Origin of the sequence: Pedosphaera parvula Ellin514 (assembly GCF_000172555.1) — a bacterium.
Classification (GTDB): domain Bacteria; phylum Verrucomicrobiota; class Verrucomicrobiia; order Limisphaerales; family Pedosphaeraceae; genus Pedosphaera.
On the sequence record NZ_ABOX02000001.1, the window covers coordinates 49,700 to 67,058 of the forward strand.

The 17,359-nt window shown below is 53.5% G+C and carries 14 protein-coding genes; 9 read left to right on the forward strand and 5 right to left on the reverse strand.

Annotation, left to right across the window (positions count from 1 at the left end; all coding sequences use genetic code 11):
- The first annotated feature begins 102 nt into the window (after window positions 1–102).
- From CFLAV_RS31505 to CFLAV_RS00245, 8 genes are all read left to right on the forward strand, one after another.
- The gene (locus CFLAV_RS31505) at window positions 103–756 is read left to right on the forward strand and encodes a BON domain-containing protein (protein ID WP_007412550.1); all 654 of its coding nucleotides are present in this window, start codon (window positions 103–105) and stop codon (window positions 754–756) included.
- A gap of 158 nt (window positions 757–914) precedes the next feature.
- The gene (locus tag CFLAV_RS00215; protein WP_007412551.1) at window positions 915–1,328 is read left to right on the forward strand and encodes an NAD(P)/FAD-dependent oxidoreductase; all 414 of its coding nucleotides are present in this window, start codon (window positions 915–917) and stop codon (window positions 1,326–1,328) included.
- Entirely contained in the window at window positions 1,306–1,989 is a 684-nt protein-coding gene (locus CFLAV_RS00220) for an NAD(P)/FAD-dependent oxidoreductase (protein ID WP_007412552.1), read from the forward strand. Before CFLAV_RS00215 ends, CFLAV_RS00220 begins: the two co-directional genes overlap by 23 nt.
- Before the next feature lie 13 nt (window positions 1,990–2,002).
- A complete protein-coding gene (locus CFLAV_RS00225; protein ID WP_007412553.1) occupies window positions 2,003–2,470 on the forward strand; it encodes an SRPBCC family protein in 468 nt (155 codons plus the stop codon).
- 176 nt (window positions 2,471–2,646) lie between these two features.
- Entirely contained in the window at window positions 2,647–2,958 is a 312-nt protein-coding gene (locus CFLAV_RS00230) for an ElaB/YgaM/YqjD family protein (protein ID WP_007412554.1), read from the forward strand.
- The gene (locus CFLAV_RS00235) at window positions 2,955–3,359 is read left to right on the forward strand and encodes a phage holin family protein (RefSeq protein WP_007412555.1); all 405 of its coding nucleotides are present in this window, start codon (window positions 2,955–2,957) and stop codon (window positions 3,357–3,359) included. The genes CFLAV_RS00230 and CFLAV_RS00235 overlap by 4 nt, the downstream gene beginning before the upstream one ends.
- A 59-nt stretch (window positions 3,360–3,418) precedes the next feature.
- Window positions 3,419–3,724 carry a hypothetical protein gene (locus CFLAV_RS00240; protein ID WP_150107187.1) on the forward strand — a complete coding sequence of 102 codons (306 nt, stop codon included), beginning with the start codon at window positions 3,419–3,421 and terminating at the stop codon, window positions 3,722–3,724.
- Window positions 3,725–3,952: 228 nt separating this feature from the next.
- Window positions 3,953–4,609 (forward strand): porin family protein, encoded by a 657-nt coding sequence (locus tag CFLAV_RS00245; protein ID WP_150107188.1) that lies wholly within the window; start codon window positions 3,953–3,955, stop codon window positions 4,607–4,609.
- A 140-nt stretch (window positions 4,610–4,749) separates the two neighbouring features.
- Here the strand turns inward: CFLAV_RS00245 and CFLAV_RS00250 are convergent, their stop codons facing one another.
- The 3 genes from CFLAV_RS00250 to CFLAV_RS00260 form a co-directional block, all read right to left on the reverse strand.
- A complete protein-coding gene (locus tag CFLAV_RS00250; protein ID WP_007412558.1) occupies window positions 4,750–11,340 on the reverse strand; it encodes a glycoside hydrolase family 9 protein in 6,591 nt (2,196 codons plus the stop codon).
- Window positions 11,341–11,604: 264 nt separating this feature from the next.
- A complete protein-coding gene (locus tag CFLAV_RS00255) occupies window positions 11,605–12,741 on the reverse strand; it encodes a polysaccharide biosynthesis/export family protein (protein ID WP_007412559.1) in 1,137 nt (378 codons plus the stop codon).
- Window positions 12,742–12,745: 4 nt separating this feature from the next.
- On the reverse strand, window positions 12,746–15,910 hold the full coding sequence (locus CFLAV_RS00260; protein WP_007412560.1) for an SLBB domain-containing protein: 3,165 nt from the start codon (window positions 15,908–15,910) through the stop codon (window positions 12,746–12,748).
- Between the two features lie 312 nt (window positions 15,911–16,222).
- Between CFLAV_RS00260 and CFLAV_RS00265 the strand changes: the two genes are divergently transcribed.
- The gene (locus CFLAV_RS00265) at window positions 16,223–16,414 is read left to right on the forward strand and encodes a hypothetical protein (RefSeq protein ID WP_007412561.1); all 192 of its coding nucleotides are present in this window, start codon (window positions 16,223–16,225) and stop codon (window positions 16,412–16,414) included.
- A 37-nt stretch (window positions 16,415–16,451) separates the two neighbouring features.
- On the opposite strand, the gene CFLAV_RS00270 is transcribed toward CFLAV_RS00265, so the two are convergent.
- Window positions 16,452–16,784 carry an FKBP-type peptidyl-prolyl cis-trans isomerase gene (locus CFLAV_RS00270; protein ID WP_007412562.1) on the reverse strand — a complete coding sequence of 111 codons (333 nt, stop codon included), beginning with the start codon at window positions 16,782–16,784 and terminating at the stop codon, window positions 16,452–16,454.
- Between the two features lie 73 nt (window positions 16,785–16,857).
- Entirely contained in the window at window positions 16,858–17,337 is a 480-nt protein-coding gene (locus CFLAV_RS00275) for a GreA/GreB family elongation factor (protein ID WP_007412563.1), read from the reverse strand.
- Between the last annotated feature and the right edge of the window lie 22 nt (window positions 17,338–17,359).

Consider the following 17,359-nt stretch of genomic DNA (forward strand, 5'->3'; position numbering starts at 1 on the left):
ATCCGATAATCTCTTAATTGTAGTTGTAAAGCTTTGCAACCACGGTCCTTCTTGGGCACTTCACCCCATGGGAATTGAGTCAGTGCTCTCCTAGGTTGTTACATGAAGGAACAACGGGTTCGCTTATTGAGTTTTGGGCAAAGAACCATGCTTCTGAGCAGTCTGCTGATTCCGTTAATTCTGACGTCGGCCTGCCGGGACGGTTCGAATCGCCCACTGTCAACGATATCCTCGACTGAAACCGTCGTTCTCAATAATTCCTCCAGCATTGCTTCAGGAGCTGTGGGGGCTGACCTCAAAGGCAACGAGACGGTCTTTGCATCTCCGGTCAGCGATAATCAAGAGGATAAAGCCTCCCATCTTTACACCAGCGCTCCCGGTGCCTTGGAACCTACCTCCTCGAATACCGCGACACGAATTTATTCTGAATCCAGTAATACGAATGAGGTGAATCCGGTTAAAACGCCGGTGCCCACTGTAAAGAATGGGCTGGGAGCCGGCATGGCATCTCAGGATGTGGGGGTGTCGGAAGCTGACCGGGCATTGGCAACCAAAATCCGCGCTGCCATGGGTCATGACCCTTCTGTCTCCCAGATTGGTCCAGAGGTAAAAATCGTGGTTGATAATGGAAAGGTTTCTTTGCAGGGAGCAATCAAGAGCCAGAAGGAAAGGAATGATTTCCTGAATTTTGTCCGAAGTACCGAGGGTGTGAAGACAGTAGACGACCAGCTGGAAATCAAGCCCGCCGCTCAATGACAATCCTCAGATTAAGTTTCGTGCGAAGTAAGTAATCATGTGCCGGTTGAGATCCGGGGCGTGAATGTGAAAACATTATCGTCCTACACTTTGCATTTGGGATGCGATGGAAATGAGGATTTCCAGGGAAACGAAATGGAATTGAGAATCATGAAGTCATGACAGAAAAAAACACAGCGGAAGTTATCATTATCGGTGGTGGAATAGCTGGACTATCAGCAGCCATTTACCTGGGCCGTGCTGAGCGTGACGTGTTGCTCCTGGACACCGGCAAATCAATGGCACGCTGGGAGCCCGAGGTGCAAAATTATCTGGGCTTTCCAGAGGGCGTAGCGGGAGAAGAGTTGCTAAGAAGAGGTCACGAACAGGCCGGGCGTTACCACGTGGCTGTGACGGAAGATGAAATACTGGAAATCGGCAAGGAGGATGGTCTGTTCATTTTGCATGGAAAGGCTGAAAAATATAGCGCAAAAGGGCTGCTGATCGCCACGGGTATTTTCCATTTGCCACCGGAAATCGAAGGTGTTTCGGGATTGTCTCGGGCACAGCATGTTTTTTTGCAAGGATTGTGATGGGTTTCGCGTCCGGGGAAAGCGAATCGCCATCTACGGCTGGGCAGATGAAGCGGTGGAATATGCTTTGGGAATGCTCTTCTATTCCCCTTCAGTTGCCATTGTAACTAATGGAAAAAAGACACGCTGGAGTGAAAAGCACGCAAAGTGGATTGAGGAGTATAAAATCCCGGTCTTCAGACAGCGGATTGCGCAGCTTGGTCGTGAAGGTTGCCAGGTGCGTGAACTCAGCTTCGATGATGGCACCAGAACCGAAATAGAGGCGTTATTCGCCACCAGAGGTGACATCTATTTTAATAAATTGGCGAAGAATCTAGGCGCCGAGGTTGATGAAGACGGCCAGATAATCGTCGATCTGTGTCTGCGTACAACAATCAAGGGGGTATACGCGGCCGGCTGTGTCACTCCCGCAAACTGTCAGATGATAATTGCCGCCGGGCAGGGCGCCACAGCGGCCCAAACGATTAATCGCGACTTGTTTGAAGAAAGCCTCGCCACCCACGCATTGCGCAAATATCGAGCGGTTCAACTCGATGACCTGCAGGAGACCGGTTCCCCCAAGGACCGGCGGACTCTCGCAGAGGCGACTCCGAGTTCCGAGGAAGGCTTGCTTGGCATCGGAATCGAGGCTGAAACACATCGTTTTGATCAAAGCGGATGAGAAGGGAAAGTATATGGAACACATAGAAAAGACAATTGAAGTCGAAGCCCCGGTGAACAAAGTTTACAATCAATGGACCCAGTTTGAGGATTTTCCTGAATTTATGGAAGGAGTGGAAGAGGTGCGGCAGTTGGACGATAAACATCTCCATTGGGTGGCGGAAATTGGGGGCAAGAAAAAGGAATGGGATGCCGAAATCTATGAACAGGTTCCCGACCAGAAGGTTGCCTGGCGCAGCATAACCGGTGCCCGCAATGCCGGGATGGTTGAATTTATACCACAGGAAAGCAATCTTACGCGCGTGATCTTGAAGATGGATTACGAGCCTCAGGGTGCGGTGGAAAAGACGGGGGATGTTCTCGGAGCGGTGTCCCGTCGTGTCGAAGGCGATCTGGAAAGATTTAAGCATTTTATCCAGTCCAGACGCTTGGAAACCGGAGCATGGCGCGGCGAAATCCATGACGAAAAGAATCAATCCTGAAATTCGAAAGCCATTGATCACCTTTCGGTGCGGGTTTTTACAGTCACAAGCTGGTTGCATTTCTCCCCGGTGATTGAGGAAAAGACCCCATACCCTCGAGAATGCGGAAAATGTAACTTGCTCCTGCAATACGGTTCAGGATGGGGAATCAATTTCGTAATCAGTAAAGGAAAACTATGGCTACAAAATCAGAATCTGAAATGGACGACTCCACAGAAAAGCTTCTGCAGGATTTACGTGAAGTTGTGGAAGACGGTGAAGAGTTGCTTCGTGCGGGCGCCAGTGAATTAACTGAAAAAAGTTCAGCAACCCGTGAGCGTCTGGCCGCCGCTTTGGAAGGTGCTAAAGAGACAGGGCGCAAGCTGCAACAGAAAACCGTTGAAGGGGCCAGGGCTACTGATCGTGTAATCAGGGAAAATCCTTATCAATCCCTTGGCATTGCCTTTGGGGTCGGGCTGCTCATTGGAGTGCTGATTAACCGTAAATGACCATGATCGAATCCACCGCAACGGCGCCAAGCCCACCAGGCATTTTTGATTTGGTGCGGAAACTTGCCCTTACTGGTTTGTCAGCTTTGCAGAACCGGGGCGAGCTTTTCCTGGTGGAACTTCAGGAAGAGAAGAACAAGATCATTGAAATGTTTATCTGGGTTGCCGCAGTTTGCTTCCTGGGCTTCATGTTCATAGTCGTGCTCACAGCCACAGTTATTTTGCTCTTTCCTCCAGATTTGCGGGTTTATGCTGCGGGTGGCTTTTGCCTGCTTTACCTGGTCGGCGCAGTGCTTTCGTTGCTGAATTTAAAAGCCCTGATCAAGAGTGCAACGCTGCCTTTCCAGGAAACCATTTCAGAAGTTAAAAAGGACCGCCAATGGTTAGAATCCTTAAAGTAAAAGAGCTCGAGGAACGGAAGAGACTCGTGCTCGCCAGGAGCGAGATGTACCGGCAGACAATGAAATTGGAATCAGCCAACGTCCGTTTTTCTGCTGCCCTCCTGAAGAAGAAATTAAAATTCTTCAGAAGCGCGATTGCCATCCTGGGAACCGCTGCTCCTCTGGCAGGATTGGCCATGGCCCGCAAGCGTGCGAAGCGAAGCCAACGAAGCCAGCGTGGCGGAATGATCGGCAAACTGTTCGCTGGATTGCAGCTGCTGGGCCAATTCAAGCCATTACTGGGTAATTTACTGGTGCAGCGCCGGGCTGCCGGGCACCACCCGGCTCGGGAGAGAGAGCATGGAAACATTTCCCAATATCTCTAACAATTATCAAAGTTTTGTTTTGCTTTTTAATGTTTGCCTATTGGGTGAATACCCCAATTGTGTAGTTGCTTCGCTCAGCATAAATTCCTGAATGACAGGAAGTGAGCGGCTTACAAGTGGACCTGAAGGGAAAAAGCCATCTCATGCAGGAGTTGTCTGTCAGTGCTGACAAATATTCAGATCAGCAGGAATCATCTCAAACCAACCAATACTGACTGGGAAAGAAATATGAAAATCAAAACCTTAATAACAACAATCGCGGTGGGCATGTTCGGTGCAACATTGGCCAGGGCGGAGGATACAACTGCCTCCACTGTCAACACTTACCATATATGGCAGAATCCCCAGGGATGGTGGGCTCAGACCTATGTTTATACGGATACCGGGGGGGCAGCTGGGAACGTGAGCGAGAACGTAAGTGGGAACGTGAGTGGAGCTCCGTACTTGTTTAATGCCAACGAACTGACTCTCGATTTATTTGGAAGTTACCTTAAACGTCAACCCATAACTGAGGGCCGCTTTTTTAGCCACAACGGGTTATGGGGCGGCGGCGTCGGTGCTAATTATTTCTTCACCCGTTATGTCGGAATTGGAGCTGATACTTCTTTTCAGGATGGTGCGAGCGACTTTGTTGACCATGTGGGTGGCAACTTGATCCTTCGTCTGCCCATTGAATACATTAGAAGCGCTCCCTATATCTTCGGCGGTGGCGGGTTCAAGTTTGATCCCCGCGACCAGTGGTTCTACAACGCAGGAGGCGGCTGGGAATTCCGTTTCAATCCGCACCTGGGTCTGTTTGCGGACGGCCGTTTTGTTTGGTTGACTCGGAATACCACCGACAGAAATGAATTGCTGCTCCGTACCGGCCTTCGCGTGGCCTTCTGATTTAACTGGTTTGGAGCGGGCAGCGCCGGGGATCATCCCGGCGTTTCTTGCTTTTCGGTTCACCAGTACAACTTTTCCGGAATAAAAGATAAGGGCGGGTTTCTTGTGAAACCCGCCCGTGTTACGAATCGGAACTAAGTTTAGTTCAGCGTAATGCTGGCACTCCGGGAGGTGCCCAGATTATAGCTGGGGTCCGCGGAGATTGTCAGTGTTGCCGTTTCGGTTCCGGTCCAGGTGGTTCCGGATACGGCGTTAATGGTCAGAGTCGCAGACGCGGCTCCGGCCGGGATGGTCAGACTTTCCGGCATATCGCCTTGAGGTCTCCGGTAGTCAGTCCACTTGGCTGCGGTGCCTGAGAACTGGAAGTTCACGGTCATCGCCTGACTGGTGTCACCCGTGCGTGTGAAAGTCCACACGCCAGGATCCTGGGCGGTGCGGGACGCGGTGGCATCCGTTGCCGTCACGCTGACAGTTGACAGGTTGTTGTAGGCGGCCGCATCGCTCGTGGCGAACACGCGGCGACCATCCGGCCACTGAGCTTCCACTTCGATCCACTGGGCACCATTGCTCGTGGGTGTGAACGTAAACGTGGAGCCGTAGGCCGGTTCCTGGCCATTTGCTTCCCAAACGATGCGTGCACCATTCAGGTCGTAACCAGCAGGTGGCTGGAACGAGACGGTGACCGGCTTGCCCACAGGCATGTTGGCAGGAGTGACAATCGTTCCTGCCTTCGCCGTGTAAGCCTGTGTTTTAGTGCCGGTCATTGCCGCCAGCCCGGCAGTGGTGGCCAGACCGCGAGCTTCATTCAGACCAACCATTTCAGTGCTGACGTTCCAGGTATCACCCCAACGATCATAGAACGGGGTGAAATTTCCCGTGCTGTCTGAAGGATAGCAAAGGTCACGCAAGGTGCTTTGATAGCTGGACAGGTAGGGGAATCCATCCTGCACGTTACCGATCGGTTCGCCAGTAGGCGGCATAATGTGACGGGCATTCGCAGCATATTGCGAGACGACGATCCGTTGTCTCCTCCAGCCCAAACCGGTGACGTAGGTCATGTTCACTGGATTGGAACCGCCTTCATAGTTCAGGTTGGATACCATCGCATCCAAATACTCAGGCTTCTGGTTGAGTTGGTATGCCACCATGATGTCGAACGCCTGGTCTTCCGAGAAGTACCAACCGGCTGCTTTCACAGCCTTGGTTGCGTCCGGGAAGCTGGTGCCATAGGCACTCATCTGCGTCCACTTCATCGCGTCGTCAGCCGCACCTGCAACCTGGGCCTGGCACTTGGCCAGGAATGTTGCATCCAATGCGCTGGCCTGCACGCGACCGCTCTTCACCGCAAAGGCATAGCTGCGAATCGCATTACCATAGCACTGGAACATCTTGACCCAACCCCAGCGCCAGGTGGCCGGATCGGAAGGATCGAACCAGGACAACAGTTTCTGGTGAATGCTCTGATCACCGGTTGCGAGATACATCTCGACAGCCGCCCAGGCCAGTTCATCAGCGTCGTTGAATTCATCACCGTAGAAGGTGATTTTCTGGTAGGCGCCATTCTTGCCATACTTGTTGACGGCGTTCATCAGGAATTGCCAGCCGAGCTTGGCTTTCGCCAGATACTTGGCAGCATCCGCCGGATAAGCCGCCTTCATCTTCGGTGAAGACGCGCACTGTGCCAGTGCCGCCACAGCCGAAGCAGTGGCTGACGTATTCTTGGGCCAGACGACTTGGTTATCACCGTTGTCAGGCGTTACGTTGGATTCGTATTCGCGGTTTTGCGGATAGACGATGAAGTAGAAGCCACCGTCAGAGTCCTGCAGCTTGCACAAGTAATCAGCTTCCCACTTCGCTTCCTGTAACACGTCGCTGATACCGTCGCCGCTCTCGGGAATACCGAGATTGTCGAGGTCAGAAACGCCATTCAAGGAATCTGCTGCGAACATCAGATAGTGGGTCAAGCTGCCCACGTTGATGGTGTACTTGCTGTAATCGCCAGCGTCATGATGACCACCCTTGAGGTCGATCGGGTTCTTGTTCACAAAAGGAAAGAGCTGTGAGGCTTCATCCTTAAGTTGCGGGGCTGTCTGGGTGGAATTTCCACCCGAATAGCCGGCGATCGTATTCCAGGTGAAGGAATATGCCGATTGCGGCGAAGGCACGCTCACCGGTGACGCATGGCAAATACCATGGGTAAACCGTGTGTAAGGCATGGCATTATCGGTGCCGCAACGTTGGTGATACATGCCCAATGCGTAGGCGCGGGCGAAGCTCATGGCCACGCCTTCCGTAATCATGAACGGAAGTGAGGCACCCATGCCAGGGACTACGAGCTGATATTCACCCGGAGTTTTGAAGCTGCTAAAGTCAGCCTGATATACCTTTTGATAAGGAGCGGGGGTGTAGGTCCAACCCGCATCCTTGCGCACTACCAGGCTGCCGCTGAATACCTGGGCTCCGCTGTTCACATCCACAAGGATGAAACCCGACGAAGCCGGAATATCCATTTCGCCCATGTCACCAGCGTAGTAGCCGACCATTGCCTTCTTAGGGAATGATGGCACGTAACCTTCCTGGTTCACATGGATCGCCGGACTGTAACGGAGCGGATTCGCCTGCAATGCAAATTGCATGCTGGAGGAGAAGACCGATCCATCGGGATTTTTGACTACCACGTTTTGGTTGTCAGAAACCGGGCTGGCCAATTTCAGGTAGAGGCTGTTCTCCAAACGCAGGTCATAACTATTAAGCGCTGCATACAGCGGGCGGCGCTTGAAGCCGACCGATTGTACTGCGACCTGCTTGCCATCCACCGTCACAGTGAACTTTGACGCTGAAGGGACGTTGTTCGCAAAGTTCCACGTCGAAGGTTGCGTCGAGTTGTTGGGTTGGCTATTGATATAGACCAACTCAAGGGCCGTTGGTGATAGGATATGCAAGGTATTATCACCGGCCTTGGGCAAGGCCAGAGTCGTATAATCAACAGTGCTTACCGTTCCCGGGGTATTCGTGATAACAACGGGTGGGTTGGTGCTGCCACCGGTTACGGGCGGGGGAGTGTTGGTGATGGTGCCACCGCCGGAATTGCCGTTGGTGCCGCCGCTGGACGGAGGATTGGTCACCGACAGGGTGGAGGTGCCGCTATAATCCCAGGTCGCCCGGCCACCATAGAGAGTGTAGGTCATGCCGCGCAGGGTGCTGCCTTCCAGGCCGACCTTGCTGGCCGGAACTTCCAGGCGGGCCCACTGACCGGCAGTTGGCAACGCGCCCATGTTTTGGCGGCTGACGGTGCCATCGGTGCCGTTGGCAATCTTGTTGGCACCCCAGTAGGCGCGGTGATTCCAGGTGCCGTCATTCCATTCCAACATCACTTCGCTCGGCACGTTGGCCGGGTCGAGATAGACGTAGGTGAAGAGGTTCTCACCGGAGTTGACGTTGAGGGTCTTGCCAGCCCAGTCGAAGTAGAGCTGGTGCATGGCGCTGTTGACGCTGGATTGAACGGCCTTCGTGCCGGAGAACGGAGCGGGACCGGCGCTGACCCAGTTCCAGGTGTCGCCACCATAGCTGCCGAGAACGGCGCCGGTGGGAGCCGCGTCATCCACCCAGACATTGGCGGCCACGTTGGTGCCGCTGGGAGTGGAGTTGGTGTTGCCACCGGTTACGGGCGGAGGAGTGTTGGTCACAGTGCCACTGCCGGAGTTGCTGCCGCCAGTGTCTACCGGAGGCGTATTAGTTACGGAGACGCTGGATTTGCCAGCATAATCCCAGGTCGCCCGGCCACCATAGAGAGTGTAGGTCATGCCGCGCAGAGTGCTGCCTTCCAGGCCGACCTTGCTGGCCGGAACTTCCAGGCGGGCCCACTGACCGGCAGTCGGCAACGCGCCCATGTTTTGGCGGCTGACGGTGCCATCGGTGCCGTTGGCAATCTTGTTGGCACCCCAGTAGGCGCGGTGATTCCAGGTGCCGTCATTCCATTCCAACATCACTTCGCTCGGCACGTTGGCCGGGTCGAGATAGACGTAGGTGTATAACGATTCACCACTATTCACAGCCAACGTTTTGCCTGCCCAGTCGAAATAAAGCTGGTGCATGGCGCTGTTGACGCTGGACTGAACGGCCTTCGTGCCGGAGAACGGAGCGGGACCGGTGCTGACCCAGTTCCAGGAGTCGCCGCCAGCGCTGCCGAGGACGGCGCCCGTTGGAGCGCTGTCATCGAGCCAAGCTACGGAGTTGGTAACGGAATAAGTATTGGTATTAGTAACGGGCGGGGGAGTGTTGGTGATGGTGCCGCCACCGGAATTGCCGTTGGTGCCGCCGCTGGACGGAGGATTGGTCACCGACAGGGTGGAGGTGCCGCTATAATCCCAGGTCGCCCGGCCCCCATAGAGGGTGTAGGTCATGCCCCGCAGGGTGCTGCCTTCCAGGCCGACCTTGCTGGCCGGAACTTCCAGGCGAGCCCACTGACCGGCAGTTGGCAACGCGCCCATGTTTTGGCGGCTGACGGTGCCATCGGTGCCGTTGGCAATCTTGTTGGCACCCCAGTAGGCGCGGTGATTCCAGGTGCCGTCATTCCATTCCAACATCACTTCGCTCGGCACGTTGGCCGGGTCGAGATAGACGTAGGTGAAGAGGTTCTCACCGGAGTTGACGTTGAGGGTCTTGCCAGCCCAGTCGAAGTAGAGCTGGTGCATGGCGCTGTTGACGCTGGATTGAACGGCCTTCGTGCCGGAGAACGGAGCGGGACCGGCGCTGACCCAGTTCCAGGTGTCGCCACCATAGCTGCCGAGAACGGCGCCGGTGGGAGCCGCGTCATCCACCCAGACATTGGCGGCCACGTTGGTCACGGTGCCGCTGGGAGTGGAGTTGGTGTTGCCACCACCGGTTACTGGCGGAGGAGTGTTGGTCACAGTGCCACTGCCGGAGTTGCTGCCATCGCTACTTCCACCGCCGGTCGATGCATTGCCGACAGCAACGAATGCGCCCTGGCTTGGATTGTAGTAGGTTCCGCTGCCGGAGGTTTCCAGCTTCACTGCGCGAACCATATATATATAACTGCCGGAAGCTGCCGAACTATCAGTATAGGAAGTTCCTGTAACAGGCGAATCAGTCAAACGTGTGAATGGCACGGTCATGCTCGTTGAACGAAATACATGATAGCCCACCACAGAATCGGAGGAGGCCGACCAGCTCAGGCTGACGCCGCTTCCGCTTTGTGAAACATTCAGGTTCGAAACCGGAGTAACTGGATGCAAGCGCAAGGTGGGATCACCCATCAAGGCAATGTGAATATTATTGGCTGCGCTATTGATTGCGGTTTGGTACAAGCCGCCATTAGCGTTGTTCTGGGTCAAGCGTGCGGTATAACCAATCGGCTGACCCAAAGCCATATGATGCATGTACCAATGCGGACGACCGCTCCATGCGGAGGCCAGACCGTACGAAGAGGTGGCAAGGACGCCACGCATAATGTCGTCCTCGGCATCCCAGTCACCTAACCAGCTGCCGAACACGAATGTGAAAACACCTTTGACATCGGCGTTCACGAGATCAGTCGTGGTGCCATCATTGTATTGGCCGGAGTTGCCGATTCCGCCGACGCTGGTCCAGCTGCCAGCGCCACAGCCATAGGCACACAGATAGGCATTGTCCTTAAGCGTGGGGAGCCAGGTTCCCTTATCAGGGAGCGAGGTGATGTTGTTTGCACCGAAGAACGGAGCAAAGCTGCGGTAAGCGCTCGCGGCAAAAGCTTCGCCGTCGCGGATGCCGAAATAATCCCCGACAATGGCACGGCGAGGAACGCTCATTTGGTTGAAGCGGAACTTATGATCCTTGTTCAGGTAATTACGAAGCAGTTCCAGTTCGCTCTTGAACGTGGCAGGTCCGCCCCAGGTAAGGCGACCCGGCATGTTGGCCAAATCAACGCGTCCGACCATCAACTTCACAGTTGCGGGAATGGTGGATTGGTCAAACTTGCCGTCACCCGGAACATTGTGATTTCGGGCATCATCCGCAGAAGTGATATTCACCGAGTTATCCGTCCACGTGCCGGTCATGTCGCCATAATAGACGTCTGCCGGCCATGCGCCCTGGTGATTAGGAATATGTCCGTCAGGAACAATATTGCCAGAGTAGGGCACCGGGATGTGACCGAACAGAAACACGGCCTGAACCTTGGCCGGGTCTGCATTGTAGTCGGACTGAATTACCGACTTGATGCTCGGGACAGAAGCAGTCCGGGAAACATCGTGACGCAGTACCGTCCAGCCGTCGCCGGTGAGGTCTTGTTGCAGGCGAACCAACTCATTGCTCAGGGAGCCGGAAAATGAGTTGTCCACCAGCAGGACAACCTTGCCACGAGACTCGGTCATCGGGGCATTGATGCCTGCATAAATATATCCATAGCCATTGTATGCGGAAGTGTTCTTTACAATTTGATACTCGTAAGCAGAACCGACCGTAACACTGCTATCCACATAACTGGTTGCTGACCCGGGCAGCGTCGACAGGACGCTCCAGGAATTCGCATCAAGTGTTTTGCGGTATACTGTATAGCTATTGGGGGTGATGGTTGTGTCCTGAGGCCAGCTCAGGGTGATCTTTGCAGGTGAGCTCTGCACATTGGCGCTCACTTGCACAGCGTATTCCCAGGTGGCTTCCACAGCACGACTGCTCACGGCAGTCACTGCAAACAGAAGCGCACCCAACAGGGCACTTTTTACTTTTCGCATGCGGCTAGAGTGCCCGAGGGGAAAAAATACGAAATCGGAGGCGAGCGGATTATCCTGTCAGAGTCGGGTGTAGGACGGCGTAGGGTTTGTTCCTACAATAAACTGCGAGCCCCTGTACGCGTGTAGAAAGACCGGGATGCAGGATTGAAGCGTGAGCGGCGAAATAAGCGCGCGGCCAAAGGGAAAAACGAGCCCATGCTGCGCAGGTTAATCCGTATGCGGCAGGAGTTGTCTTGAGGACTTTCTCCTACATCGGCAAATCCACTATTGAGTAAACACCGCAGGACTGCTTGAAGACGGTGTGACGGTAATTCTACTTCCCACTGGAATGAAGACACCGGCTGGCAGAGCGGCGCCATTATTATTCACGGCGCGGATTCCTTCATTAATCGCAACCGAACTCACAAAGGTATCCAAGGCGGCATTCGCAAACCTTCTGATCAGGCGATACGGTGCAAAAGGAACGTAAACAATGTCGTGCGGTTCCAGAGTCACATCCGGCGTTTTGCCGGCCATTACATCATAATAATTCACCAACGCGACTTTTGGCTGGCTCAGTGAACCTCTAATCACCGCCACCTTGTAGAGGTACGCGTCCTTGATTGTGCCGTATGAATTAGCAATGGCCGCGGACATGGTCATACCCTCGGCGTACGGAACCGCGCGGGCCTGCCCGACCGCGCCGATGACATAGACCGTTCGGGCATTGGCTGCTGGAAAATAGATGAAGTCATCAGGCTGAAGGTAAATATTTTGTGTGAGGTCTCCCTTGGTGACGAGTCGTTCAAAATCCACCGGGAGCATATGACCCTGCCGGATGAGAAAGCTGCGCTTTAGATCCGCCGTCTCATCGATTGTATTTGCGACTGAAAGGTCCTTTTGCGCAGCATAACTCACCGTCCCACCAGCCAGGGAAATGCCCTCAAGCAGAGTAGGGGAGTTGGTCATGAAATAAACACCAGGGGTTTGCACGCGTCCCAACATCCAGAAACGCCGGCTTTCCACTCCGCGCAGAGTCAGGGCAACACGGGGCTGATTGCGGTAATATTGGGCCAACTGTTTTTCGAGCAAATCCTTTGTCTCCGGCAGAGTTTTGCCCCAGACATCGAGACCAGGCAGGAGACTGAAATAAATCTTCCCATCCGGACCCACCACCGACAGGGTGCGAGAGGTTGTGTCGTCCATTATTTCGATTTCAACCCGATCGCCCGGCCCCAGGCGGAAAGGTTCGGTCGGTGGTTTCAGCAGGTTGGAGTCGATGGCATTGGTGATGGTTTCGAGTTGGAGCGTCTGTGCACTCTTAAGCTCATAAGGGTTAAAGCGTGGCCCGGGATGCTGACATCCGGTGGCAAACAAGGCCAGAGTCAAACCAATCCAGAGATACGATAGGTGGGATTTCATAATCTCAAAAATCTGGAATGAAGGGAGTGCCGATAAGAGGTCCGATGTTCCTGCCAGCCCATTGTGCCGTCATGGACTGAAGAAAAGCGGTTATGCCCAATTCAAGTAAATCTTCCACTCGTGAGAAGGGGCGGTCCGTCACGTAGATAATGTCCTTGGACTGCAACTGAAAATCCTGTCCTCTGGCATCCAGGATGGCGCGCGTATCAACCACAAAAGCCTGCGGATGATTCAATGAACCCCGGATTACCATCACACGCGACTTGTACGCTTTCTCGGCGAAACCACCTCGTGCCGACAAGGCGCCGATCACCGTCATGTCTGAAGTGTAGGGGACCACTCCAGGGAGACGGACCTCGCCTAGAACATAAACTTCCTGCAGAATGGCCGAGGGGAAGAAGATGTAATCATCGGGCTCAATTGGAATATTCTGAGAGAGGTCGCCCTGGCCGAAAAGCTTTTCAAAGTTAAGCGGAAACCTTTTACCTCCTCGCATCAGAAAACTGCGTTCAAAATCAGCCAGATCGAGAGTGTTCCGGTCGGATAAACCGGTTTCCAACCCATGTGCCCGGGCCACCGCTTCGAGCACTGTCAGCGGGCGGTCCAAAGTATAGACTCCACGCTGAACAACCTTGCCCAGCATGTAATACCGTTTACTCATGAAGGAAACTGGTGTGATAATCGTGCGTGGCGCGCGACGATATTTCGAAAGCTCATTGTCAATATTGGTCCGGAGTTCATCTATGGTCAGTCCGGCAGCCAGAATGTTTTGCGCTTCGAGGTAGCCGATGCGCCCATCAGGCCCAATGAAAACTTCTGATCGAGCCGTTTCAGGCTGGCCATAAATCAGAAAACTAAGAACATCGCCAGGGCCTAACGTTAAGTGCTTTTGCCAACCACCGCGGTTGGCTGGGTTTATCAGTGAAAAAGAGACGTTTGTGTTCGCAACCTCAACATCGGTTTCATTCGTGTTATGAACCTGAACCACCGAAGTTGGTGCGACGAACAAAGTGTTCGTTCCCTCGGCTTGAGCGTGAGCCGACAACACGCTTAATCCCAGGAATAAAGCCAGACATCCGAGCCAGCGTGGAAATCTGCTTTTCAGCGGTGTGCCCGGTTCGCGGTTCAACACTGCACCGACAAGGTTGCAACGAGCGTGGCGAAGGGTTTCCAGTTGGGAGCGGGTTTCCGCGGCATCCGCTTTTCCACTCTCAGCCAGCCAAAGCAAATTGGGGAGATTTTCGCCCAACAATACTGCCTCGGACATCGAAGCGGGAGGTAACTCGACCAATATCACAAGATTATCGATTTGCTGCCAGTGCGACAAAGCCTCCTGCCATTGCTTGCGGCGCTCCAGATTCCAAACCCAACCGGGCAGGGGGATATGAACCAGCGGTTGCGGATCCGGTCCCGTCAATTGCTGTGTTACTTCTCCCGGAGAAGTCAAGGCACTGGCGTTCAGAGCGGTTGAGGTGTCACTGCCATGCGCATGTCCATTTGACTGAAGCTTGCCGGCATTGTTTTCCGAGCCGTTCACAGGCTTCTGATCAGGATTGGCTGATTTGGCTTTCCCGTCTGTTTCACCATCGACATTTTCGGATTCGGAAACTGTTGAACGGGTCGCAATAGTTAACACGCGAAAACCGCTCATGCTTGCCGCTTCGGCGAGCATGTTTATCCAGGTGGAGCGTCCTTCCCCGGCATTGGAGGAGGTAATTCCACAAACCAACCCTTGATGTGCTGAGGGACTTAAGCGGCCTTGAAGCATGGTCCAGGTGCGGAAAGCCCATCTTTCCTGTGCCGAGGGCCCCTTCTTCCCCAAGTCATCCAAAGTCGCAATCACGGGCAGTTTCGTAACCCGATTTACATCGGCAGCTGTCTTCAAACGGTCATCGGCAACCTCCACGATTAATACCCCTGCAATCGCAACGATCAGGCCAAGGATGCCGCCAAACACCGTGGCTAATGACACCTTCAGCCAGCGTTTATCGGGTGTTATATTTTTCAATGTAGCAAAAGAGTAGTGTTTGACGTTGCCTGGAGGATTTTTCTGAAATGCTTCCGCTTCACGCTTGCGATCTTCCAGTTGCTGACGACTCGCATCGATGGCTTGCAATTTGCGCAGGATGATGTCGTATTCAGGATTGACCAACGGACCACCAGTCCCGGCTGCGATGGCGGGTAGGAGCGATGAACCAGCGGAGCCGGTGGCAGAATTCGTTGCGGCTAAGGCATAGTCCTTTTCATAAGCATTCACCAATTCCTGCGCTGCCTGGACTCTCGGATTGGCCGGGGTAAGCGTGACCAGCAACTTGTCCAGTTCATCCTTGGCCTGCTGCAGTTTGGCGAACGATCTGCTCATGGATAGCGAAGAGGATGCGGTCATTGGCAATTGTGCCTGGTGATTCAGATTCGAAACAGAACCCTGCATTTGATTGAGCTTGTTAACTAAAACACCCGCCCCGGGAACCGTACGACGAACCTGATCTTCCAGGTTGCTGATGTTGCTTTCCATGAAGGTTAACTGTTCCCTGAAGTAGTTCTCGACAGCTGCCCCGGCTTCGCGTCTCTGGAGTTCCAAGGTAAATCGCTCTGCATTGGAAGCGTATAAATTGGCCAGGTTTACAGCCACCTCAGGATTAAAAGCTTTAACCCCGACTTTCACGATGTCCGATTCAGGCTCGGTCTTGATGAAAACAGCTTTGTTTAGAACTTCCGTGGAAACCGATGGCCGGGAATTGGTGCTGACCATTTGCAGCAATTCGGGTGACTTCAATAACGCAGCGAAGGTATCAGGGGTCAGGACAGGAGGGTTGAAGAACTGCCCAGTGATGGTTGGTTGATATCTCATCAAGGTGGCGGTCGCCATGTAGGTTCGATGCAGGAGAAAGAAGCTGCAGAGAAAACCGATGGTTGCCACGATGAAACCGGTGAGAACAATTGGCTTCCACTTTTGCAGTAGAACTTCCAGGAAAATCCATGCATCCACGGTAGGAGGTGGAGGGGCTGTTTCCTTACGTGTGCGGGATTTGCCGCTGGACTTCTCGGACATCGAACCTTGCCTGTTTTTCGAATGAGAATTATTGCCCGGTTCCGCCGGTGGGTCAGACGGGCCGTAATGGTCGATCTGCAATAATCCACCCATGTTTAAGTCGTTATGGTTGCTCATGTAACAGGTTCATTGATCTAGTAACGGTTCTTTCCTGGGCTTCGGACCTTCCCAGCATGCATACATTAAAAGCCTCTGGTTTCCTACCGATTGAAGTCGAGATTAGTTCCGTTCTGTCCTTCCTGAGAAGTAGGTGAAGACCGCAATTGGGAGGGGCGAAGACCCTAGGCAAATCGCTCTAGGAAATCCCTTACCGATAAACAGATATGGTTATTAACACCACTCTTTCACACTGCATGGATTGTCCAATAAAATAATTAAAAAATTGGGGGATGGACAGCCTATGTCCATGGGGGCTGGCAGAGTGATGCCATGAAAAATCGAATTGCACATTTGATCGGGCCCAAAACTGACCGCTTAATCACCACGTTCGGTAAAGCTCAACTCGTGGCCAGGCCAAATGGTGCCATTGAACTCAAGGGTGGAATGGCCGGCGATAAAACCGCCGCCAAGGAATGGATTTCCCTGTTCATGCACGAGGCGGTCGTACGGTTCTCAAAGTGAACCGGGCGTTTCCGGTTATGGCCTTTTCAGGCCAAGGCTAGCCAATCGAAAGTAATTCTACCTCGAAGATAAGCGTGGCGTTCGGAGGTATCACTCCAGGGTATCCATGAGCACCATACGCCATGTCGGACGGAATGGTGAGTCGCGACTTGTCACCGACTCGCATGGTCGCCACCCCCTCATCCCAACCGCGGATGACCTGTCCGGCTCCAAGGACAAAACCGAATGGATCATTGCGGTCCACTGAACTGTCGAACTTGGTGCCATCGGTCAGCCAGCCGGTGTAGTGAACCATGACCGTCTCGCCCTTTTTTGGAGCTGGGCCGGTTCCTTTATTTAAAGATTCAATCTTAAGGGCGGGTGAAGGCATAAATTTAAATTTCCTTAACGGTCTATCATGGAGCGCGTGGAGTCAACGAGTTTACAAGCCATCCGAACAGAATCTAAACTACGGAAACGATATGATAGTTTATGGTGTTTCCGCCAACCTGCGTTTTCCAGCGTTGTCCTTTTTTCTTGCCAATCAGATTTGATCCGAGCGGAGACTGGGGTGTGATTACGATAATCTCCTTTCGCGCGTAATTCACTTCCAGACCACCACTCCTGGGGCCAATAAAATAAATATTTCGACTTCCATCAGCTTCCAATTCAACCAGTGCGGCCAAATCAATGGGCTCTTCGGCTCCGAAATTGCGTGGAGCCATTGCTTCGTAAATCTTGATAGATTCCATGATTTCCTTCACCTGTCGGGCCTGGCCTCCCGCAAGGTAGGCGGCTTCGAGTCCCCGCGTATCGTATTTGTTCTCAGCCTTGCTGCTCTCATGGGTGGCTTCGGCATGGGAAGCGCGGGCAGCTTTTTCGAGGACCTGCAGGCTTTTGGTCAGTTCGTCGATTACGCTTTTTAGTAAATCAGCTTTTTTCATTCTGTGAATGCTTCACTTATTC